Origin of the sequence: Streptomyces sp. NPDC051243 (assembly GCF_044455405.1) — a bacterium.
In the GTDB taxonomy this organism is placed as follows: domain Bacteria; phylum Actinomycetota; class Actinomycetes; order Streptomycetales; family Streptomycetaceae; genus Streptomyces.
In genome coordinates this window covers 36,217-57,111 of record NZ_JBITES010000003.1, presented here as the reverse complement: position 1 = coordinate 57,111, position 20,895 = coordinate 36,217, and the positions used below count along the sequence as shown (strand labels likewise).

Genomic DNA, 20,895 nt, shown 5'->3' with positions numbered 1-20,895 from the left:
AGACATACCCCCCAGATCGTCTCAAGTTTCGGTGCCAGCATAGGATCACGGACGCAGACGCGCAGCGGGACGGCGAATTCGCTACGCGGCTGTCGAGGGCCGGTCCAGGGCTACCGTTGTTGCCCGTGCGTCGGCCGGCCACTCAAGCGCGCTTTCGGCTGGGGCCGACGCGACCCGCACCCGCTCGGCCTCCTCCCGCGGCCGGCAACCGTTCGCGCCTACCCAGACCCAATCAAACGATCACGTTCGGAAAGCAGAAGCCTTCTCAAGTGATTGTGACGGTCGTCGTCACTGTGGCCTGGTCGATGTCGGAAATGCGGACGGTCACCGCCATCTCCCACTTTCCGGCCGTGGGGAGTTGGAGGTTTCCGGCTCGCCAGTAGCCGCCCACGTTCTTCATTCCGGCGTCGAGCGGGCCGATGCCGCGCTCGGCGTGGGTGAAGGTGACGCGCAGTTCGGGGACGGAGGCGACGCCGTTGTCGGCGGCGTAGACCACGGCCTGGAGTTCGTTGCGGCCGGTGCTCGCGGGGGTGAGCGTGATGAGGATCTTTCCGGAGCCGTTGTCGGTGCCGGTGTCGAAGGGGACCGTGCGGCTGACCGCGGTGGGCTGAGCGACTGCGGCCGTGGGCGGAGGCGCGATCGCCGAGGTTGCTTCGGTGCGTGCGGGGGTGGTGACGGTGAGCTGGGTGGTGATCGCGAGGACCACGAGGGAGAGTACGGCTTCGACCGCGACCGAGCGTCGCAGTCGCCGGGTCAGTCCGTCGGGGTCCGTGCCGTCCCCCGATCCCGACCCTGGCCCAGCGGCGGCATTCCTGGTCTCGGTCTCGGTAGCGTCCGCCTCCTCCGCCTCCGAGGCGGGGACGGACCGCCCAGCGCGCGACGCCGCCATAGCAAGTGCCGGGCGTGCCGCTCGCCCCGGCGCCCGCTCCGCGACCGGCTCCCGCAGCCGGGCCGCCCAGCGGCGCGAGTACGCCGCCGCTCCCAGCATGGCCACGACCACGGCCGACTTCAGCAGCAACAGAACGCCGAAGCGAGTGGACACCAGAGCGTCCAGGGAGCCGACCAGCCGCCAGGACTGGTAGAGGCCCGTCACGACCAGGGCCACCACAGCGGCAAACGCGAGCCGGGAGAAGCGGGCCACTGCCTCCGCCGGCACCCGCTCGCTCTCGGGGGTACGGAAGAGGACGCCGACCAGTGCGGCCAGCCCACCCAGCCAGAGCGCCACGGCCACCAGGTGCAACGCATCCGCCGCGAGCGCGAGAGTCGTCTGCGAACCGGCCGCCGCATGTCCCGTGACGGCCCAAGTCCCGGCCAGCGCCACGGCGATCAGCGCACCTACCCCGATCAGCCCTGGCTTGCGCCCGCCCAGTAGCGGCCGGTCCGCTGTGTCGGACCCGTCGGGCTGATCGCCGTCAGGACGAAACATGGAGCCGGCGAGTACGGCCAGGAAGAGACCGGCGCCACCTAGCAGCAGGAGTCGTACGAACAGGGCCGAGCCTGGCCCTGTGTCGAGGGTCGCGCGCAGGGCAGTCAGGTCGACGGCCTGACCGAGCCCCTCACCGGAGGTGTAGGGAGCACGCAGGAACAGCAGGGCGAGGCCAGACAGGAGCAGGGTCGACCAGCCGGCCTGGAGCAGTCGTCGCAGGCGGGGCCGTCCTGCACCGCCCGGCCAGCACACCAGCAGGAAGGCACCGACGCCGACCGCTAGGACGTAACCGAGGTAGGCGACGTACCGGGCGACGGAGTACAGGGTGCCCACCAGACCCCCGCCCGGCGGCGCGTCGACGGCGACGGCCTTCGTCGGCGAGGGTTTGCCCACGGAGAACACGAACGCCTCGCCGATGGGGTGGCTGTCGGCTGACACCGCCTTCCACGACACCGTGTACGTGCCGTCGACGAGACCACTCTGCAGCGCCACCCGGGCGGTCGCGGCGTCGGAGCCGACGTGGTCCGTGGTCCCCGTGTCCACACGGCTGCCGTTGGGTGCGAAGACCTTGATCGAGTCCTCGGCGAGCGTCATGGCTTCGGTGAAGGTCATGGTGACCTGGGTGGGCGCGGACTTCAGCACCGCCTCCGCGGCCGGATCCGTCGAGCGCACCTTGGCGTGTGCGGCGGCGGGGCCGGCGCCGACGAGCAGGAGAGCGAAGACCGTACCCAGGAGCAGGGCGAGGGCTGCCACCCGGCGCCCTGGGCGATGAGCTGGCCTGAGGCTCACGGGCCCGCCTCCTCGGATGTCGGTGCGGTAGGGCTGTCGGGTTGCGACGCTCGTGATGTCGTACGGGGGACTCGGCGGCCTCGTTCACCGCGTGGCCGGGTCGGTGAACGGCGCCGAAGGGTATCCGGTGTCGAAGTGCATGTAGTCGGGCACCTTGATGTTCTGCCAGACCCAGCCCTCGTCGGTGAACGCCTGCCAGACGACTCCGCCCTTGACTATCACGCCCTTGCCCGGGACGCGTTCGGCGTACTTCGCGCCGGCGGCCGGGGACCAGCACTTGCAGCGCAGGTCCTGCCACGGGTTCTGCACGGGGTTGATGTCGACGGCCCGGCCGTTGGCGTGCGGCGACTCCTTGACCGGGGCGTTGATCTGGTTCGGGCGGCGGCAGTTGTAGGCGGCCGTGTTGTTGGCGCTCAGGCTGGCGTTGTTGTCGCCGTCGTACGCCTCGACGCCCTGCATCTGGTAGATCGGGAACTTCGCGTCGAACAGCTTGGTGAAGATCCGGGAGATGCTGGCGGTGATGTCCTCGCTGACGACGAGCACGCCACGCTGGATCTCACCCTCGAAGTCCCAGTAGTTGGTCTCCACGCGGCGCAGCGTCTCGCGGGTGGCTGGGCAGCCCTCACGCCACATGCCGGCCTCCACCATGCGCTGCCACTGCGCGACGGTGATCTCCTTGGTCACGGGGTCCGCGGACGGCGGGGGCGGTGTGCTGCGGCTGGGGCTGGGCGAGGATTTCTGGTCGGGCAGCTGGGCCGGGGGCGCGTCGGGGCTGCCGCAGCCGGTGACCGTCAGCGCCAGGGTGAGCAGGACGGCGGCGGAGGCTCGGCGGGTGCGACGTGGGGCTCTCACGGGCGGGACGGTTCCTTTTTGGGACGGGCTCGGGGACGTGCGGCGGCGTCAGATCGGGTCGGGGCGGTGGGCGCCGAGGGGGCGGGCGTAGACGAGGAGGTGTTTGCCGTCGGGCGTGTGGGTCTCAGCGCGCCGCTCCCAGCCACGCCGTTCGTAGTACGGCCCGGCTCCCGCAGGCCCTGCGGCGGTGACGAGCGAGACGCGCGTGCAGCCCGCCACGACGGCGAAGTCCGCGAACCTCTCCATCAGCTGGCCACCTATGCCGTACGAGCGGGCCTCCTCGCAGACCGCGACATGCGCCAGGACCGCCTCCCGGTCGTGCACGGCGGGCGGCGCGGGTGCAGCGGAGGCGGAGGCGCCAGCTCGTCGGCCGGGCAGGAGTTTGCGGGCGTAGCGCGGCAGCCTCGTCCGCAGGAAGTTCACGGCCAGGGCGGGACGGACGGCGAGGGCCGCGGCGGCCCGGACCGCCAGCCCGGGTCCATGCGCACGCAGCAGATGGCGGCGGTGCAGCGCCGGATCGACGACTCCCACCAGGTATCCGACCGGCGCCCCGTCCACCTCGGCCACGAAGCCCACGGCATGCGGGCTGGTGAGGTAGGTCCGGGTGTGCGCGGTCAGGAACCCGGGCCCCAGGCGGGAGAAGAAGCCGTCGGGGAAGAGCCGGCGCTGCTCGCCCACGACGAACCGCAGATGCTCCGTGTCCATGAACCGCACGGACACGGGAGGCGAGACGGGCTCCTCGCTCACTCGCGGGGCGGGAAGGCGCAGCAGGATGGTGGAGCGGTCGGGGTCGGAGGGGGCAAGGGCAGCGTTCGGCAGCGCAGAGGCGCGAGGTTCGGCGTCCACATCCGCAAACTACTACGCAGCGTAGAAATAAATCTACTACGACGTGTAGAAATTCATGGGTGTACGGCAAACTGGTTGCCGCACGGCCGGACCGACCTGGGAGGGAGTGGGCGTGAGAGCGTTCGGAGAGCTGGAGGCCGAGATCATGCGGGTGGTGTGGCGCAGCCCGGAGCCCGTCGCCATCCAGACGATCGTGGACGCCCTCGGGGAACAGCGGCAGCTCGCCTACACCACGGTCATGACCGTCACGGAGCGCCTGCGGGAGAAGGGCTGGCTGACCCGGGTCCGGCAGGGCCGCTCCTACCGCTACTCCGCCGTCCGCACCGCCGACGACTACACCGCAGAGCTGATGGGTCAGGCCCTGCACGCCTCCACCGACCGGGCGGGCGCCCTGGTGCGGTTCGCCGGGCAGCTCAGCGCCGAGGAGGCGGCGGCCCTGCGCTCCGCGCTGAACGAGCCGCAGGCCGGTCCTGACCCGGCGGACGGGGGCTGAGCCGTGCCGGTGATCGCCGCCCTGCTGGCCTACGCCGCGCTGCTCGGCTTCGCCGGGGACCGGGTGCTGACCCGGGCGTCCTGGGCCTCGCGGCATCCCCGGGCCGCGCTGCGGGCCTGGCACGCCTGTGCGTTCACGTTCCTGGTCACCATCACCGCGACCCTGGTCCTGACGGCGCACGACCTGTGGGAGCACGCCGTCGTCTGGCTGTTCCACGCGGGCAAACCCCAGGTGCACGCCGCTTACGCGGGCTCGTGGCACATCGAGGGCGTGGCCGATGGGGCGGTGCTCCTGCTCCTGCTGGCCGCCACCGCGGTCACCGCCCTGGCGGCGCACCGCTTCCTCGCCGTGCGGCGGGAACGGGACCGGGCGAGGCTGATCACCGACGCCCTGGGCAGCCGGGGCGCGGGCGGGCTCGCCGACGTGCACATCCTCGACGACGCCGAGCCCACCGCGTTCTGCGTACCGGGAGGTCGCGGGCGGGACCGGATTGTCGTCAGCCGAGGCACCGTGGATCTGCTCACCGAGGAGCAGTTGGCGGCCGCCGTCACGCACGAGCGAGGACACCTGCGGCTCGCGCACCACCGCATGATCCTGGCCGCCGAGGTCGTGACCGCGGCGGTCGGCTGGAGCGGTGCGCTACGCGGTTACGCCCACCAGGTGCGGCGGCTGTCCGAGATGGCCGCCGACGATCACGCCGCCGCCGTCCACGGGTCCCGCACGGTTGCCTCCGCGCTGCTGGAGATGTGCACCGTCGGCCCACCGGCGGAGGGCTCCGCAACACTGGCGTTGAGCGGCCCGGACCCCGCCGAGCGCATCCGCCGTCTCCTGGCCGCCCGCCCCGGACAGGGCCGCCGCCTGCTACCCGTCCTGATCGGCTGCGCCACGGCCACCGTACTCGTGCTGCCGGCCGTCATGGTCCTCGGCCCCGCGTTCGCCGTCGCGGACACCGCCCATTGCCTGGAGCAGTGCCCGCGGTGACCTCCGGGAGGAGCCGGCACGAGCAGTCGCTGAGTGCAGCGGCCCCGACTACCCCGGCGCCGGAACCGGCGCCGGCCGCGCCGCGAGACACCCGGTGCGGTGCAGCCACTCCACCGATACCGCGCACACAAGCCCGGTGACCACCAGCACCGCCCACGGAAGCCAACGCACCCCCGTGTCGAACAGCGCCCCGACGGCCAGGTTCCCCAGCGAGATCGCGATGCCGGAGGCTGTGTTGTAGGCGCCGTAGTGCGTCGCGACCAGCCGGTCGCCGGAGAGCCTTACGACGGTGTCCATCTCGAACGGGTAGAGCAGCGCCCCGCCCCAGGCCAGCAGCGCCGCGCACACCGTCAGTCCGGCCACCCCGGCCACGGCGTCGTAGGCCCTGGGCAGCAGCGGCAGGAAGGCCGCCCCCATCACCACCAGCCCGTACACGATGGCCCGCGGCCCGGACAGGTTCTGCTTCGCCCAGGCCGTCAGCTTCAGCTGGCCCGACAGCGCGGCCAGAGCCGAGACGGCGAACACCGCTCCCGTCACCAACCCGGTCCGCTCACCGAAGAGTTCGCGGGCACGCAGCGGCAGGGCGAGGTAGACCTGGAAGGCTAGGACGTACGAGCCCGACATGGCGGCGGCGAAGAGCAGGAAGGGCCGGTTGGCGGCGATGGTGCGCCAGTCGGCGGCCACCGCACGCCACGCGGGCTCGGCGCCTCGGTCCTTCGGCGGGCGGGTCGGCAAGGCACGGGCCTGGAGGACGGCCAGCACCCCGAAGATGAGCGCCGCGACCGCGCACACCGCACTGAAGTCCCAGGCCAGCAGGGCGAGTCCGGCGAGCGGGCCGACGAGGATGCCCGCCTGGTAGAAGACATTGAAGGCGGCGAACGCCTCCACGCGCCGTTCCTCGCCGGCCTCCGCCACCAGATAGGCCCGCACGGCCGGATTGAACAACGCCCCGGCCAGGCCCGTCAGGGCCGAAGCGGCGATCAGCGCGGGCAGGCTGCCAGCCACCGCGAGCAGCCCGAAGGCGACCGTTCGCAGCGCGCACCCGGCAAGGATCATCGGCTTGCAGCCGTAGCGGTCGGCGAGGGTGCCGCCGACGAGGAACATGCCCTGCTGGGAGAGGTTGCGCACGCCTAGCACCAGGCCGACCGCCCAGGCCGCGAGCCCGAGGCCGTGGGCCAGGTGGTCGGCGAGGTACGGCATCAGCATGTAGAAGCCGAGGTTGATGGCGAACTGGTTCACCATCAGCAGCCGGGCCGGACGGTCGAAGGAGGCCACCTGGGCCCGCAGCCGCCTCATCGCACGCCCGCCTGCCGCGTGGCTGCCTCGCGCCCCAGCGGATCCCGTACTTGGCTGCATCGCGTCCATGCCGTCACGACGCACTCGTCCTGCTCGGCGATCTCGTCGGGCTCCGGCGGAGGCTCATGGCCCAGGAGGTCGTGTTCGCGGCACCAGGCGTCGTTGTAGACGGTCTCCAGGTAGCGGTGCGGACCGTCGGGGAAGACAGCCACGATCCGGGTGCCGACGGGACAGGTCCGTGCCACCCACCCGGCCACCAGCGCCACCGCCCCCACGCTCCAGCCGCCGGACGCGTAGTGACGACGGGCCAGCTGACGGCACGCCCACACCGCCTCGGCCGGGGCCACCCAGTGGACCTCGGCGAAGGCTTCGTAGTCCACGTTCGACGGGTGGATGCTCGACCCCAGACCGCGCATCAGCCGAGGCGCCGCAGGCTGCCCGAAGATCGTCGAGCCGACCGTGTCCACGCCGATCAGCCTCAGCTCGGGCCACGACTTACGCAGCCCCGCCGAGATGCCGGCGGAGTGTCCCCCAGTGCCCACCGACGCCACCAGGACGTCGATGCGCCCGAGCTGGGCGATGAGCTCGGCGGCCATCGGACGGTAGGCGGCCGTGTTGTCGGGGTTGTGGTACTGGTCCGGGCAGTACGCGTCCGGGGCATCGGCCAGGAGTTCGGCGACACGTTCGCGGCGGGCCTGCTGCCAGCCGCCGTCGGGATGCGGGGCGGCGACCTGGTCGACATGCGCGCCGAGTGCGCCGAGCAGTCGGACCATCGACGACTCCATGCCCGGGTCGGTGACGACGATGACCGGATGGCCGTACGTCAGCCCGGCCAGAGCGAGCCCGAGGCCGAGGGTGCCGCTGGAGGACTCGACGATCGGCGCTCCCGGCACGAGGTCGCCGCGGCGCCGTGCCTCGCGGATCATGTGCAGGCCGGGGCGGTCCTTGATACCGCCGGGGTTGGTGCCTTCCAGCTTGGCGTGGAAGCCGCGGCCCTGCGGGGCGAACGGCTCGTCGATCCACAGGATGGGGGTGTTGCCCACCAGGTGGGCGGGGCGGCGGGCGATCGGGGGAACGGGGACGTCGGCCCCGACGGGGACGAGGGATTCGAGCAGGGTGGGGTCCATGAACGTACGGCTCCTTCGCGCCCGATGGTCGGGCGGGCGCGGTACTGGCGGTGCAGGGGCGCGCGGGCACGCCGGACCGCGGGCCGACGCCGTTCATTGGCGGCGTGACCCGGTCAGGGCGTGCGGGTCGTGCCTACTGACGCCAGACGCAGTGCAGTGCACATGCGGATCGGCCGCCTGCCGGGTCGGGAACACCGACCCCCGGACCGGCGGCGTGCCCGAGCGGTGCGCTCGCGGCGAGCAGGCCGGTGGCAGGCTCCTCGATCTGCGGGGCGTGGGCCGGCCCGTCAACGGAGGACCGGACGCGGTCCACGGCGTGCTCGACGGTGTCCTCGTGCACTTCGTGATCGCGGTCGTGACCGTGATCGTGACCGTGGCCGGATCCAATCGCCTCCGCCTCGACCGGGGCAGCCGACTGCACCACACCTACGGCGGAGAACGGCTGGTGAGAGCCGAGGAAGCCCGGCCCGTGCAGGGCCCCCACCAAGTGGGACGCCACCAGCAGGATCAGCCCGATGAGCAGCACGGATGGCACGGGACGCTGGACGCGGCTGCCGACCATCACAGAGATCACACACGCAGCGTAATCAATCGATTACGCACGATGAGCGCGCGACGCGCTGCCGACGCCCGCCGACACAACCGAATCAGAGCCTCTGAATGCCCCAGTAGGCGGCGACGAGCACGACGACCACAGCCGCCACCACTCCTGCGGCCAGGCCGACACGACGCATCCACGGACTCACAGGCCATTGATTCCCACTGCAGATGACCCCAAGCCCCGTACCGCACGGCGGATGACCCACCGCAAGGCGGGGAACGCGGTCCCGTGAACGCCTCCGAGGAGGAAGACCATGGGTCCACAACGGCGATCACTCCCCGCCACCGTCGCGGCGGCCGCACTCCTCGCAGTCGCCGTCTCGTGCACGGACGACGAACCCCAGCCCCCGCCTCTGACCTCGACGTCGCCCGGCACACCGACTCGGACTCTGCCTCCCACCACCACCCAGCCTCCGACCCCGACGGCGAGCGCCCCCGAGGATCCGGCCGAGGCCGAGGAGGACGTCCGCGACGCCTGGGCCCGCTTCTTCAGCCCCGAAACCTCGGTCGAGGACCGGGCGAAGGTTGCGGAGGACGGCGGCTTGTACCAGCTCATGATCGAGGCGCTCGCCAAGGACCCGACGGTGCGCGCCCTGCGGGTTCGGGTCGATTCGGTGACCTTCACCTCCGACCTGCGCGCGCGAGTCGACTACACCCTGTTCTCCGACGACAGGAAGGTCGGGCCGGACGGCCCCGGGGCGTCCGTACGCCAGGACGACACCTGGAAGGTCTCCGCGAAGACCGTGTGCTCCCTGACGAAGTACGGCAAGGACATCCCTCCGGCCCCGATCTGCTGAGGGCACCGCCGGCTCAGCACAGCAACTACCGCTTCTCGTAGGGATTCTCGGGCTGCCCGACATGCCTGACATCGGTGGCGGCGAGCACGGGCGGCCACGCCTCCTCCGAGCCGAGCTTGCCCTCCGGGACCCAGGTGCCGGTGACGGACACCCAGTTGTCCACGGCAGGCGCGTCGGCCTTACGGATCTCGATCTTGTCCGGCCGTGCGTCGGCGGCACAGCAGGAGATGAGCAGCCGGGTCAGATACCAGGTGCCGTCGTCGTCCTTGGTGACGAACCCGGTCATCCGGATCGTGCGGCCCTTCATCGTCCGCCCGCTGTCGTAAAGAGCGCGGGAGGTGAACTCGCCGAGAGTGAGATCGACCGGGTCGCCCTTGGGCAGCGCGGGGAATGTACCGATGCCCTGAGCGGCGTACTTGGCGGCCTCCCGCTCGGCGCTGTACGCGCCGAGAGCGGGCGGCGGGAAGAGCAGCAGGGCCAGAGCGGGGACGACGAGCAGCCAGGCGACGCGGGGACTGTGGCTGTGGTCGTGCCCGTGTGCGTGCTCGTCCGGCTTCTCGTGCCCGTCGTGCTCATCCACCTCATGCTCGTGCCGGCCCTCGTCGCGAGCGGCCCGGCCGGCGGCGACCGCGCTCACAATCCCCAGCACCAGCAGCAGCACACCCGACGCGATCAAATACGGCCGCAGCCCCGGCTGCACGTACCGCAGGTACAGCTCGCTGAACAACGAGATCCGCAGCACCGCCCCCGCACACAGGACCAGCACCACCGCTGGACCGTACCGCCTCACAGCAACCACCACCCCACCAGCACACTGCTCACCACCGCGACGACCCACGTCATCGCAGAGAACCTGACCGCGAACGCCCGCCCGAACGTCCCCGCCTGCAACGCGATCAGCTTCAGGTCCACCATCGGGCCCACCACCATGAACGCCAGCCGCGCCGTCGGCGAGAACCCGCTCAGCGAAGCGGCGACGAACGCGTCCGCCTCACTGCACACGCACAGCACCACCGCGAGAACGGCTAGCAGCAGCACCGACAGCCAGGCCGAGCCGGTGAACACGTCCAGCGCTGACCTCGGTACATGGATGTTGAAGGTCGCCGCGGCCGCCGCTCCCACCACCAGGAACCCGCCCGCGTGCAGGAAGTCATGCTGCAACCCTGCCCGGAAGTCGCCCCAGCGTCCGCCGCCCGACGACGCCTTGGACGCCGTACGCCTCCGCTGTGGCAGCCACTCCTCCCGCCCGAACCGCACCCACAGCCAGCCCATGACGACAGCGGTGGCGAGGGAGGCGACGAGGCGGGCGGCGACCATCGCCGACTGGCCGGGGAAGGCGATGGAGGTCGCGACCAGCACCACCGGGTTGATCGCGGGCGCGGAGAGCAGGAAGGCGAGAGCGGCGGCCGGGGCGACCCCGCGCCGCATCAGGCTGTCGGCCACGGGCACAGACGCGCACTCGCACCCCGGCAGTACGACGCCGGCGGCACCCGCGACGGGCACGGCGAGCGCCTGGTTGCGCGGCAGGAGACGGGTGAAGACCCGCTCGGGGACGAAGGCGCCGATCGCCGCCGACACCAGCGTGCCGAGCATCAGGAACGGCACGCCCTGGACGACCACGGCCGTGAAGACCGTCCACCAGGCCGCCACCGGCGGCGTGTAGAGATCGAGGGCGAACATCGGGCCGAGGACCGAGCCGACCGTAAGGATCGTGACCAGGGCGAGGCCGCCCAGCACGACGTACACGAGGGTGCGGGCCACCAGCCAGATCCCGTGGGCCAGCCCCCGCACCGGTTCTTCATGACTCTCCTGGCTCACCGCGCCCCTTGCATCCCACCCCGCCTGCACAGACTGCGCCACCGTAGCGCCCGCCCGCGGGAAGCTACCGTTCGAGGCTGTGCCTCAGCCTGGGAGAGCCTGTGGGACGCGGGGTCCACCTGCCAGGACTCTCCGGAAACTCGAAGGCCCCGACCGGAACTTCCAGTCGGGGTCTTCAAGCGGACGCAGCCGAGGCTTTCGGAGTGACGTGCTCAGTGCGGCACGGGAGCCGCCTGCCCAGCAGGCTCGCCGGGCGCCGCTGTCCGAGGAGCCAGCACTCGCTCCGCCAGCACCCCGAAGACGAGCCCGAAGGCGGTCCACAAGGTCACCTGGACGGCGAGAGCCGCCAGGCGGAACTCCCACAGCACGGCGGCCGGGAAATGCTCGGGGACGTTGTTGTAGGACGGCAGGAACGCGTACGCGAACCCGACGACCAGGACGAAGAACGCGCCCGCGGCGAGCGTGGCGTTCCAGTTGCCCAGGCGTGGCACGAGGCGCTTGCCGAGGATCACGGTGGCGACGGCGAGCAGCACGCTGAGCACCACCATCAGGAAGTACAGGGCGGTACGTTGGCCGACGGTGTCGGGATCGCCGACGGCGGGCGGCTGGGCCGGGTACTTCAGGAACGGCACGAGGAACACGGCGATCAGGCCGGCCGCCGCGAGGAGCAGCGCGCTCGCGCGCGGCCCGAAGCGGCCGATGCGGCCCAGCGCGAAGCAGTACGCGAGGGCAGCGATGCCGCCGAACGCGACGCCGTACACCAGGACACCGGTGGACAGGCCGGCGGTGGACTGCATCGTGCGGCTGACCAGCTCCTCGCCGTGTTCGCCGCCGTGGGCGTGGGCCTCCTCGAAGGCGATGGCCGCGTCGACGCTCGGCTCGCCCAGGAAGTAGGAGACGACAAGGGCGAGCAGGCCCGCGGCGAGACCCGCGAGCATGCCACGCACCAGCAGATTACGGACGATTGCGGAGTTCATGGGCTCGTACGTTCCCCGCCGCCGTCAGTGGCAGGGGAAGCCGAGCAGGTGACGGGCGTCGTGCACCCACTCGTGGACGTCCTCTCCGCTCATCACGGAGGTGGCGCTCTGTTCGACGCCGACGAAGTAGAGCAGAACCAGCATGAGGATGCCGAAGAAGACCGCCCAGGGGGCGATCGCGCCGATCGGCAGCTTGGCGGGAATGGAGGTGGGAGTGGTGGTCGGCTGAGCGACAGACTGCGCCATGGCAGGCCCTCCTGGGGAACTCGCGTCCCGTCTCGGTGGTGCACAAGGACAACGGGGCGGGTCTGACTTGCCCTGCCCGCACCTGGGGTGCGAACCGGGCTTACAGTGGCGCGACCGTGCCGGAGTCTCACCGGCTTCCGCGGGACCGTCGTCGATGTCCGTCGTGGACATCGCCCGAGAACGTACCGCGAAGCAAGGGGGCGGCCAAGGGCGCAGGGGCGCACGCCTACGAGCCGTGAAGGACCTCAAATCGTGGGGGAGGCCGGGACGTTGAGCAGGGAAACGGGCATATGACGAGCCGAGTGACGTTGATCTCATCCGCGATCAGTTTGGCGCTGCGGGAGGCCCGGTTCGACGACGGCTGCCCGCTCGACGCCACCGGACTCCGGCACGCGCGGGCTGCGGCCGGAGCGCTCACGGCTGTGGACCGGACCTGGGTCTCCCCGTCGCTCCGCTGCCGGCAGACGGCCGAAGCGCTCGGACTCGACGCCGCGGTCGTACCGGAGTTGGCGGGACTCGACATAGGTCGCTGGCGCGGCGCGACCCTGGCGGACGTGACCGCGAAGGAGCCCGAGCAGGTCGCCCGGTGGATGGCAGACCCATCATCCGCCCCGCACGACGGGGAATCCGTACGGGAGTTCTGCGACCGGATCGCCGCCTGGCTCGACTCCGCCGCACGCTTCGACGGCCGGACGGTCGCCGTGGTGGATCCCGAGGTCATACGGGCCGCGGCGGTACGGGCACTCGGGGCGCCCGAGCCGACCTTCTGGCGGATCGACGTTCCGCCACTGACCGCGACCGAGCTCAGCGGACGTTCCGGGCGCTGGAACCTACGCCTCGGGCAGCCGCTCGGCGACACGCAGCCCGGGACTGGGCGGCTGACCGGGCTGTCGTAACCCAGGGCGGAGTAGGTGGCGATGACGCTGGACACGCTGAGCGGTTCCTGGGGCGAAAGGCGGGTGGCCCGACCGGGGCTGTTCTCCCGGCCGGGCCACGCCTCACGTCACCGGCCCCTCTGTCACAGCTCCTTGATCCGGATGTTCCTGAACCCGACCAGCCCGGTGTGGGCCTGCAGCCCGACAAAACCCGAGGCCGGGTCGGCGGTCGCGGGCTTTCCGCGCCAGGAGTCGGTGTTGGTGAACACCGTGGTCTGGGAGCCGTTCAACTTCACCGTGTAGGCGTCGCCGCGGACCTCGATCTCGCAGTCCGTCCACTGGCCGGCCACCAGCGGCGCCGGGCGCTGGTAGGACTGACCGCCAGGGACGCCCCCGGTCTCGATGTCGTAGATCGCGCCGGTGCGGTGCTTGTCCAGGCCGTCGGGTGCCGCCGTGTCGTCGATCTGGATCTCGAAGCCGGTGTGGACGGCGACCCAAGCCTGGTTCACGTACGCGTGCAGCTTGGCCGGGTCGGTCCGGTCGGGGACGGGGCGGCGCGGGTCCCGGGAGCGTACGAAGATCCCGGAGTTGTCCTGGACGGATCCGACGCGCAGTTGCAGGCGCAGGATGAAGTCGCTGAAGGACTGGCGGGCGTAGTAGAGCAGCCCGAGTTCGCCACCGGGCTGGGGAACGATGGCGCCGTCGATCAGGGCGAAGGCGCCGCCACCGACGCCGCGCCAGAGGGCGAAGGTCTTCTCGGTGCCGTCGAAGAGGTACCGGAACCCGCTTTCGGGAGCCGGGGGTTGGGGCGTCGGCACGAGGTGGTCGCCGGTGCGGCGGGCGAGGGCGACGCCGGACAGCATGGGATTCGGCGAGCCGATGGTGGGGAGCACGGCGGGACCGACGGCGTGCAGGTTGTCGCTCTCGTGCAGTCGGCCCCAGACGTCCGTGACCGAGGAGGACGGGTCCTCGCCCATCCACAGGGTGCCGCTCTCGTGGTGCGTGGAGGAGAGCGTGTCCCGGCGGGCGTCGCGCGTGGGCGGGGTGGGCTGCCAGCCGCCGCTGCCCAGGTACTGGATCGGGCCGCCGTCCGCGAGCATCAGCGCGATCTCGTCGGTGGCCTGGTCCATGGCCTCCCACAGCGCGAGATTGCGGCCCACCGGGTCGGCCGGGTCCTGCGCCTCCAGCCGGACCAGGGCCCTGGGCTGTCCGTAATCGAACGGACCTCGCGGGCCCTGGTGGTCCAGGGCGATCCGGTTGCAGGGGTCGGCAGAGGTCTTGTCGCCGGTCATCTCGCCGATGCCGCGCAGGGTGACGACGACCCATTCGTCGGTCAGGTCGCGGAAGCGGTCGAGGGTGTCCAGATCGGGGATCTTCTTGAACAGCTCCGCCTCGGAGTCCACGCCCATCGCGCCCACGCCGGACGCCGTGATCTGCAGGTGGAAGTGGCCGGTGCTGTGGTCGGTGTGGGTGTGGACGCCCTTGACGAACAGCGCGGAGACGGCGAGTTCCTGTAGGCCCGCGAGGGCCTTGCCCAGGGAGGCGCGGGGCAGCCGGACGGTGACGTTGGAGCGCATGTGCGCCATGAGGTTACGGCCGATCAGCCCGTGCGCGTTGGGCAGCGTGGCCAGGGCGAGCCGGGTGCTCTCCACCGTCCCGCAGGCGAGGAAGACGTGCCCGCCGGCGGGAACGTCCACCGTGCCCTTGTTGGTGACCACCCTGGTGATGTGTCCGCCCTGACGCTCCAGCCGGATGACCTTGGTGTTGTCGACGAGCATCAGACGCTTCTTCACGTCCCGCTCGGCGGGGCCGCCCACGACGCTCTGCTCCGCCTCCGTCTGGGCCAGCCGGGCCGCGCGGATCAGCAGCTGCATGCCGTTGAACTTGTTGAACGGGAAGAACCCCGGACGCGGGGACGCCGACTGCACGGCCAGCGGGGCGTCCAACTCCCGCAACAGCTGCTCCTTCTTCTGGGTCGCGGTCATCGGCGTACCGCGGTGTCCGACGAGAGCGGTCTGGCCGCCGGGGCGGGAGCGCAGGCCGTCGTACAGCCTGCTGCGCAGGGCCTCATGGAGCGGGCCGTAGACAAAGTCGTTGGTCTCGCTCGTGCCGATCTGCTCGGCGGCCGCGTCCAGGTAGGAGCGCGTGGGGTTGTGGACCGGTACGGCAGGGGTGGTGAGGTCGTCGGTCACGGCCTTGGGCCAGCCGTCCAGTTCGGTGTCGATGAAGTACGGCGACCAGCCGCCCCAGAACAACGACCGTCCGCCCGGACAGAACGCAAGACCGGGGAAGCGTTGATTCCACGCCTGCGGACTGTCGGAATTCCAGGGAACGCCCCAGACTTCTCCCGGATTCAATTGGGGCGGAAGATTCTGCGTGTGTTCCGGGAGCACCATGGGACCGGCTTCCAGAACAAGGATTCGATGGGCCCTCGAAGTGTCGTTGAAGAAGAGATGACTTGCGAGCACGGCGCCGAAACTGCCACCGCCCAGCACGATGAGGTCGAAGGGTCGCGCGTCCGCGTGACGGGCCGTATCAGTACTGGCCAGAGCTTCATCGAGGCCGTTGCAGACGTACCGGCCCATCACATCCAGAGAGAAGTCGGTGGACTGCGGAGCAACGCTGGTCGCCATGATCGATCCCTTCTTCCGTTCGGGCAGCATTTTTTACGGCGCAAGAGTCACTGGAGCCATGGTCACTGCAGGACTTTCGCCAGCCTTCGGCAGGAATGGCGCTCTCACCGACGCGCCTGACCCATCGGTTTAATCGTCAAAGGGAGAGCCGTCAACGATTCGGAGGAACTGCAAGGGAGCATTCCTCAACGGCACATGAAAAAGCTACCTGGAAGCCGTCAGATCGGCGACTGATCGGGGAGCGGGCGCAGGCGGTGAGCCTCGTCGAAGAGGACCCGTTCGGTCAGGCGAGCCGCGGTCAGCACGGCGAGGGCCGAGGCGGCCAGCAGCATGTACATCACGACGATCTGGTAGCGGATCGCCGTGAACGGGTCGACTCCGGCAAGGATGAGACCGGTCATCGCGCCGGGCAGGCTGATCAGGCCGACGGTCTTGGTGGAGTCGATGACGGGGACGAGCGCGGTGCGCAGCGCCGACCGCAGGTGCGGGGCGACGGCATCGGCGGCGGACAGACCGAGCGCGAGACGTGCCTCGACCTGGAGCCGCGCGGTACGCGCCTCGTCCCGCAGCCGGATCAGGACCACGGCGGTGAACTGCATCGCGCCGGAAACCACCATCCCGCCCACAGGGATGACGACCCTGGGCCGGGCCTCGATCACCTCCAGGACGAGGAGCACCCCCAGCGTGGCCGCGGTGCCGACGGCGACAGCCGTGGTGGCGGTGACCGTCGCGCGGGGCAGACCGCGGGCGCGGCGGCCGGCGACCTGCCCGGCGATGAGCGTCATCGCGGCGAGCCATCCGAACGCACCGGCCAGACCGGTGTGCTCGAAGACCAGCAGCAGAATCGCCCCGACCGCGGCCAGTTGGAGCCCGGCGCGTACGGCCGCGAGGGTGATCTCGCGCCCCAGTCGCAGGCGACGGCGCCAGGCGACGACCACGGTGAGCGCGACGAGGGACACCGAGGCGAGCACCCCGGCCCAGCCGGGCACCGCCGCGTTCACACGCCCTCCTGGAGAGAGGCGATCCGGTCGGCAGAGCCGGAGGTGATCAGCCGTCCGTTCTCCAGGACGAGGACGTGGTCGGCGATCCGCCGCACCTGCGCAGTGTCGTGGCTGACGACGACCACGGTCATCCCGTCGGCCACGAGTTCACCGATAACGGTCTCCACCGCCTTCGTGGCATGCGCGTCCAGTGCGGAGGTGGGCTCGTCCAGCAGCAGGACACGGGGTTCGACGGCCAAGGCCCGCGCCAGACATATCCGTTGCGCCTCACCACCCGATAGACCGGACGTCGCCCGATCGACCGCGCCTGAGGGCAGACCCATACGTCCGAGCAATGCGGCCGCCGCGTCCCCGTCCAAGTCGGGTCGTCCGACCCGCAGTTCGTCCAGCACTCGGTCGGTGAGCACGACCGGCCGCTGCGCGACGAGCGCGACCTCGCGCCGAAGCGCGAGCACGTCCCAGGCCGGCAGCGGGCGCCCTTGGTAGCTCAGCGCCCCGGCCGTGGGCTCCTCAAAGCGGTTCAGGAGCCGCAGCAACGTGGACTTGCCCGCCCCTGACGGTCCGACCAGCACCGTGCACGCACCGGCGGGTATCCGGCAGGTCACGTCGTCGAGCAACAGCGCGGAGGAGCGCCGTACGGTCACCCCGTCCAGGACGAGGACAGAACTCGGCTCCCCGGACGCCGACACGGATCAGCTTCCGGTCAGTCCGGCCAGTGCGGCCGCCAGTCCGAGGCCGGCGCACACGCCCAACGTGCGCAGGACACTCCAGCGCACCCGGAAGATCAGGACGACGGCGACGAACGCGATCCCGAGGGCAACGGGACGGAAGGTTCCGAGATCCGGCACTGCGAGGTGCAAGGGGCCGAAGGCGCGGTCGTCGACGGTGGTGAAGAGGGTGTGTTCGGCGAAGTAGAGCGCGAGGTTGGCGATGACGCCGACGACAGCCGCCGTGATGCCGCTGAGGGCGGCGGAGACGTGATGGTTGCCGCGCAGCCGCTCGATGTAGGGGGCGCCGAGGAAGATGAACATGAAGCAGGGCACGAAGGTGACCCAGGTGGTCAGCAGTGCGCCGAGCAGTGCAGCCGCCCACGGGTCGAGGGAACCCGGGTCCCGGTAGGCGCCGAGGAACGCGACGAACTGCACCACCATGATCAGCGGCCCCGGCGTGGTTTCGGCCAAAGCCAGGCCGCGCACCATCTCCCCCGCGCTCAGCCAGCCGTACGTCTGCACGGCCTGCTGGGCGACATAGGCGAGGACCGCGTAAGCGCCGCCGAAGGTGACCAGGGCAGTGCCGGAGAAGAACAGCCCCTGTGTGGTGAAGACACTGCCTATGCCCGTCAGTACGGTCACAGCGGCCACCGGGACGGCCCACAGCAGCAGGCCGACCAACAGGATGCGCACGGTGCGGCGGCGGGTCGGGCGCTCGTGATGCAGCGCGTCGTCGGGAATCAGCGGGGCTGGGCCGTCGTCGCCGGAACCGTGCGTGGCGGGCTTGAAGACGCCGGGCGACCAACGGGCAATCAGCCATCCGGCCACCCCGGCGACGACGATCACCACGGGGAACGGCACCTGGAACAGGGCCAAAGCCGCGAAGGACGCCACCGCGAGACCCACCAGCAGCGGGTGCGTCAGCGAACGGCGGCCGACCCGCCACACGGCCTGCGCGACGATGGCGACCACGGCCGGAGCAAGCCCGGCGAACAGACCGGTGACCGCGGCGGTCGAACCGAGGCCGACGTAGAGGGCGGACAGCGCGAGCAGCGCCACGACACCCGGCAGTACGAAGAGGGTGCCGGCGGCCAGGCCGCCCCGGGTGCCGTTGAGCAGCCAGCCGGTGTAAATCGCCAGCTGCTGGGCCTCGGGGCCGGGCAGCAGCATGCAGTAGCTGAGGGCGTGGTTGAAGCGCTGCTGGCCGATCCAGCGCTTCTCCTCGACGAGCGTCCGCTGCATCACGGCGATCTGTCCGGCGGGGCCACCGAAGGTCTGCAGCGAAATGGCGAACCAAGTTCGCAGGGCCTCACGGAACGGTATGAGATCGCCCCGGTCGGACTCGGTCTTCGGCGGTTCCGAGGCCGGGCGGTCGGTGGCGGTCATCCGCGGAGCTCCCCATCCAGGCGGCATCAGTAAAGTGCAACCATGGTTACACCATGATGCCGCGAGGTGGAAGGGAACGAGGTACCGGTGAACATGAACAGCTCGTTGCAGCCGTCGGCCACGGCTGAGCCGCGCCCGCGCCGTACGCTCTGGGCGATGGGAAATCACCGCCGCCCAGGACTCTCCGCGTGAGCGACCACGACAGCCCGGCCCCTCCGACGCCCAGCGCCCCGAGCCAGTGGGTGCTGCTCTCCTACCGGCTGCCCCGCGAGCCCTCGACACCGCGCATCACCGTCTGGCGCAAGCTCAAGCGCCTCGGCGTCGCCCAGATCAGCGACGGCCTGATCGCGCTGCCCGCCGACGCCCGCACCCGCGAGCAACTGGAATGGATCGCCGAGGAGATCACCGACTTCGACGGCGCCGCCACCCTGTGGATCGCCCACCCGGCCGCGCTCGCCGAAGAACGCAGGCTCGCCCGGACCATGGCCGACGCCCGCGCCGCCGAGTACGAAGGCGTACGCGCCCAAGCCGAGGAAGCCCGCCACCAGCCCGACGACGAACGCCAACGCGCCCTGCGCAAGCTGCGCGCCGAGCTGCGCCGCATCCAGCGCCGCGACTACTTCCCCCCGCCGCAACGCCGCACCGCGGAAGCCGCGGTGGAGGCGCTGCACCCAGCGCACACCGCGAACACCACCCCTGCTCCCGAGGAGAACTCCGCATGAAGTGGGCCACCCGCGCTGGCATCCACATCGACCGTGCCGCCTGCGCCTGGCTGCTCCGCCGCTTCGTCGACCCCGATGCCGCGTTCGTTTTCGTCACCGACCCGGCCGAAGTCCCCGCCGACGCAACGCCCTTCGACATGCGCGGCGCCGAACTCGGCCACCACCACGACGACTGCAGCTTCGAGACCATCCTGCGCCGCTACGACCTCACAACCGACGCCGCTCTCGCCCGCATCGCCGAGATCATCCACGAGGCCGACCTCGACGACGAACGCTTCGACGCCCCCGAGGCCCCCGGCCTGGACGTCGTCCTGCGCGGCCTGTCCATGATCGGCGACGACGAGCACACCATGGCCGTCACCAAGCCGCTCTTCGACGGCCTGTACGAGTACTACCGCCGAGCCACCCTCCTGGGCCGCGAACCGGCCTAGAGCACACGAAGGCGGGGATCCGCCGTGCGGCCACGCACCGGAAGTCAACGGCCGTTAGGATCACGGCCCATGGCCGGTCATCACTCAGCGCGTCCCGACGACCACACTCCCGCACGGCTCCTCGCCCTGCGGGTCCGGGAGCTGCGGGAGGCGCGGGGGTGGTCGCGCGAGCGGCTGGCCAAGGAGGCCGGTGTCGGCGTCAGCACGCTGGCACGGCTGGAGAACCAGGGAGCGATTCAGCCAGGTTTCTTCACCGTCGGCGAGCTCGCCCGAGCCCTCGACACCTCGCTCGACGAGCTGTTCCGGGAGACGACCAGCGCCGCGACGCCAGGGCTGTGGTCGGCCGGTTACGAGGGGCGTGACATCGACTCCTTCGTGGCCTCGCTCCTCGACTGCCGGATCGACGTTGTGGCGGACGTACGACTCACGCCGATCAGTCGTAAGCCGGGCTTCAGCAAGACCCGACTCGGACTGGCCCTGAGCGAGGCCGGCATCGAGTACACACACCTCCGTGGCCTGGGGAATCCCAAGGACAACCGGGCGCCGTTCTGGGACGGCCGCCTCGACGTGGGCAGGGCCCGCTTCCGCGGCGTCCTGCGATCCGACGAGGCCCGATCCGACCTCGACAGCCTCGCCGAACGCGCCCGCCAGTCTCGGGTCGCGGTGCTGTGCTTCGAGAAGGACGAGGAGCGCTGTCACCGTCAGGTGGTCCTGGAGACCGTCCGCAAGCGGGTCTCCGTGCCGGTGAATCCCCTGGCCTGACTTCGTCCCTCCCGCCCGCAGGCGCCCTTGCCCACGGCGCATGCCTCTCCTCCAATCGGTTCGGGGAGATCAGCGGAGGGGGCCACGATGGCGGCGAGGGCATCAGGAAAACGGCAACGCGCACGGA

21 protein-coding genes and 1 riboswitch are annotated in these 20,895 nt (G+C 70.9%); of the genes, 7 read left to right on the top strand and 14 right to left on the bottom strand.

Translation table 11 applies throughout. From position 1 onward, the window contains the following. Positions 1-265: 265 nt before the first annotated feature. From ACIBAG_RS07580 to ACIBAG_RS07570, 3 genes are all read right to left on the bottom strand, one after another. Complete coding sequence (locus tag ACIBAG_RS07580; protein ID WP_399102102.1) at positions 266-2,215, bottom strand: copper resistance CopC/CopD family protein; 1,950 nt, start codon at positions 2,213-2,215, stop codon at positions 266-268. A gap of 84 nt (positions 2,216-2,299) precedes the next feature. Next, positions 2,300-3,067 (bottom strand): M15 family metallopeptidase, encoded by a 768-nt coding sequence (locus ACIBAG_RS07575; protein ID WP_399102100.1) that lies wholly within the window; start codon positions 3,065-3,067, stop codon positions 2,300-2,302. Positions 3,068-3,115: 48 nt separating this feature from the next. Beyond that, positions 3,116-3,913 carry a GNAT family N-acetyltransferase gene (locus ACIBAG_RS07570; protein ID WP_399102098.1) on the bottom strand — a complete coding sequence of 266 codons (798 nt, stop codon included), beginning with the start codon at positions 3,911-3,913 and terminating at the stop codon, positions 3,116-3,118. 112 nt (positions 3,914-4,025) lie between these two features. On the opposite strand from ACIBAG_RS07570, the gene ACIBAG_RS07565 reads away from it, so the two are divergent. Further along, positions 4,026-4,406, top strand: coding sequence for a BlaI/MecI/CopY family transcriptional regulator (locus ACIBAG_RS07565; RefSeq protein ID WP_399102096.1), 381 nt, complete (start codon positions 4,026-4,028; stop codon positions 4,404-4,406). A gap of 3 nt (positions 4,407-4,409) precedes the next feature. Beyond that, positions 4,410-5,387 carry a M56 family metallopeptidase gene (locus ACIBAG_RS07560; protein WP_399102094.1) on the top strand — a complete coding sequence of 326 codons (978 nt, stop codon included), beginning with the start codon at positions 4,410-4,412 and terminating at the stop codon, positions 5,385-5,387. A 48-nt stretch (positions 5,388-5,435) separates the two neighbouring features. Here the strand turns inward: ACIBAG_RS07560 and ACIBAG_RS07555 are convergent, their stop codons facing one another. The 3 genes from ACIBAG_RS07555 to ACIBAG_RS07545 form a co-directional block, all read right to left on the bottom strand. Beyond that, positions 5,436-6,683: an MDR family MFS transporter gene (locus tag ACIBAG_RS07555; RefSeq protein ID WP_399102092.1), complete on the bottom strand. Its 1,248-nt coding sequence runs from the start codon at positions 6,681-6,683 to the stop codon at positions 5,436-5,438. Then, positions 6,680-7,810, bottom strand: a complete 1,131-nt coding sequence (locus ACIBAG_RS07550) for a PLP-dependent cysteine synthase family protein (RefSeq protein WP_399102090.1) — start codon at positions 7,808-7,810, stop codon at positions 6,680-6,682. Before ACIBAG_RS07550 ends, ACIBAG_RS07555 begins: the two co-directional genes overlap by 4 nt. A gap of 133 nt (positions 7,811-7,943) precedes the next feature. Continuing rightward, positions 7,944-8,384, bottom strand: coding sequence for a hypothetical protein (locus tag ACIBAG_RS07545; protein WP_399102088.1), 441 nt, complete (start codon positions 8,382-8,384; stop codon positions 7,944-7,946). Positions 8,385-8,664: 280 nt separating this feature from the next. Between ACIBAG_RS07545 and ACIBAG_RS07540 the strand changes: the two genes are divergently transcribed. Next, complete coding sequence (locus ACIBAG_RS07540; protein ID WP_399102086.1) at positions 8,665-9,207, top strand: hypothetical protein; 543 nt, start codon at positions 8,665-8,667, stop codon at positions 9,205-9,207. A 25-nt stretch (positions 9,208-9,232) separates the two neighbouring features. Here ACIBAG_RS07540 and ACIBAG_RS07535 read toward each other — a convergent pair whose 3' ends face one another. From ACIBAG_RS07535 to ACIBAG_RS07520, 4 genes are all read right to left on the bottom strand, one after another. Then, positions 9,233-9,997 (bottom strand): TIGR03943 family putative permease subunit, encoded by a 765-nt coding sequence (locus tag ACIBAG_RS07535; RefSeq protein ID WP_399102084.1) that lies wholly within the window; start codon positions 9,995-9,997, stop codon positions 9,233-9,235. Next, on the bottom strand, positions 9,994-10,998 hold the full coding sequence (locus ACIBAG_RS07530; protein WP_399103249.1) for a permease: 1,005 nt from the start codon (positions 10,996-10,998) through the stop codon (positions 9,994-9,996). Before ACIBAG_RS07530 ends, ACIBAG_RS07535 begins: the two co-directional genes overlap by 4 nt. Positions 10,999-11,237: 239 nt before the next feature. Next, positions 11,238-12,002 carry a CbtA family protein gene (locus ACIBAG_RS07525; protein ID WP_399102082.1) on the bottom strand — a complete coding sequence of 255 codons (765 nt, stop codon included), beginning with the start codon at positions 12,000-12,002 and terminating at the stop codon, positions 11,238-11,240. 24 nt (positions 12,003-12,026) lie between these two features. Continuing rightward, positions 12,027-12,248, bottom strand: a complete 222-nt coding sequence (locus ACIBAG_RS07520) for a CbtB domain-containing protein (protein ID WP_399102080.1) — start codon at positions 12,246-12,248, stop codon at positions 12,027-12,029. A 60-nt stretch (positions 12,249-12,308) separates the two neighbouring features. Continuing rightward, a riboswitch (cobalamin riboswitch) is annotated at positions 12,309-12,387 on the bottom strand. Positions 12,388-12,538: 151 nt separating this feature from the next. Between ACIBAG_RS07520 and ACIBAG_RS07515 the strand changes: the two genes are divergently transcribed. Continuing rightward, a complete protein-coding gene (locus ACIBAG_RS07515; RefSeq protein WP_399102078.1) occupies positions 12,539-13,144 on the top strand; it encodes a histidine phosphatase family protein in 606 nt (201 codons plus the stop codon). A 122-nt stretch (positions 13,145-13,266) separates the two neighbouring features. Here ACIBAG_RS07515 and ACIBAG_RS07510 read toward each other — a convergent pair whose 3' ends face one another. From ACIBAG_RS07510 to chrA, 4 genes are all read right to left on the bottom strand, one after another. Then, positions 13,267-15,756, bottom strand: coding sequence for a family 16 glycoside hydrolase (locus tag ACIBAG_RS07510; RefSeq protein ID WP_399102076.1), 2,490 nt, complete (start codon positions 15,754-15,756; stop codon positions 13,267-13,269). A gap of 218 nt (positions 15,757-15,974) precedes the next feature. Then, positions 15,975-16,757, bottom strand: coding sequence for an ABC transporter permease (locus tag ACIBAG_RS07505; RefSeq protein WP_399102074.1), 783 nt, complete (start codon positions 16,755-16,757; stop codon positions 15,975-15,977). After that, complete coding sequence (locus tag ACIBAG_RS07500; RefSeq protein WP_399102072.1) at positions 16,754-17,446, bottom strand: ATP-binding cassette domain-containing protein; 693 nt, start codon at positions 17,444-17,446, stop codon at positions 16,754-16,756. The genes ACIBAG_RS07505 and ACIBAG_RS07500 overlap by 4 nt, the downstream gene beginning before the upstream one ends. Before the next feature lie 3 nt (positions 17,447-17,449). Continuing rightward, complete coding sequence (gene chrA / locus ACIBAG_RS07495; protein ID WP_399102070.1) at positions 17,450-18,853, bottom strand: chromate efflux transporter; 1,404 nt, start codon at positions 18,851-18,853, stop codon at positions 17,450-17,452. A 188-nt stretch (positions 18,854-19,041) separates the two neighbouring features. On the opposite strand from chrA, the gene ACIBAG_RS07490 reads away from it, so the two are divergent. From ACIBAG_RS07490 to ACIBAG_RS07480, 3 genes are all read left to right on the top strand, one after another. After that, positions 19,042-19,575, top strand: a complete 534-nt coding sequence (locus tag ACIBAG_RS07490; RefSeq protein WP_399102068.1) for a Chromate resistance protein ChrB — start codon at positions 19,042-19,044, stop codon at positions 19,573-19,575. Then, entirely contained in the window at positions 19,572-20,006 is a 435-nt protein-coding gene (locus ACIBAG_RS07485) for a chromate resistance protein ChrB domain-containing protein (protein ID WP_399102066.1), read from the top strand. The genes ACIBAG_RS07490 and ACIBAG_RS07485 overlap by 4 nt, the downstream gene beginning before the upstream one ends. A 69-nt stretch (positions 20,007-20,075) precedes the next feature. Beyond that, positions 20,076-20,768: a DUF488 family protein gene (locus ACIBAG_RS07480; RefSeq protein ID WP_399102064.1), complete on the top strand. Its 693-nt coding sequence runs from the start codon at positions 20,076-20,078 to the stop codon at positions 20,766-20,768. The last annotated feature ends 127 nt before the right edge of the window (positions 20,769-20,895 follow it).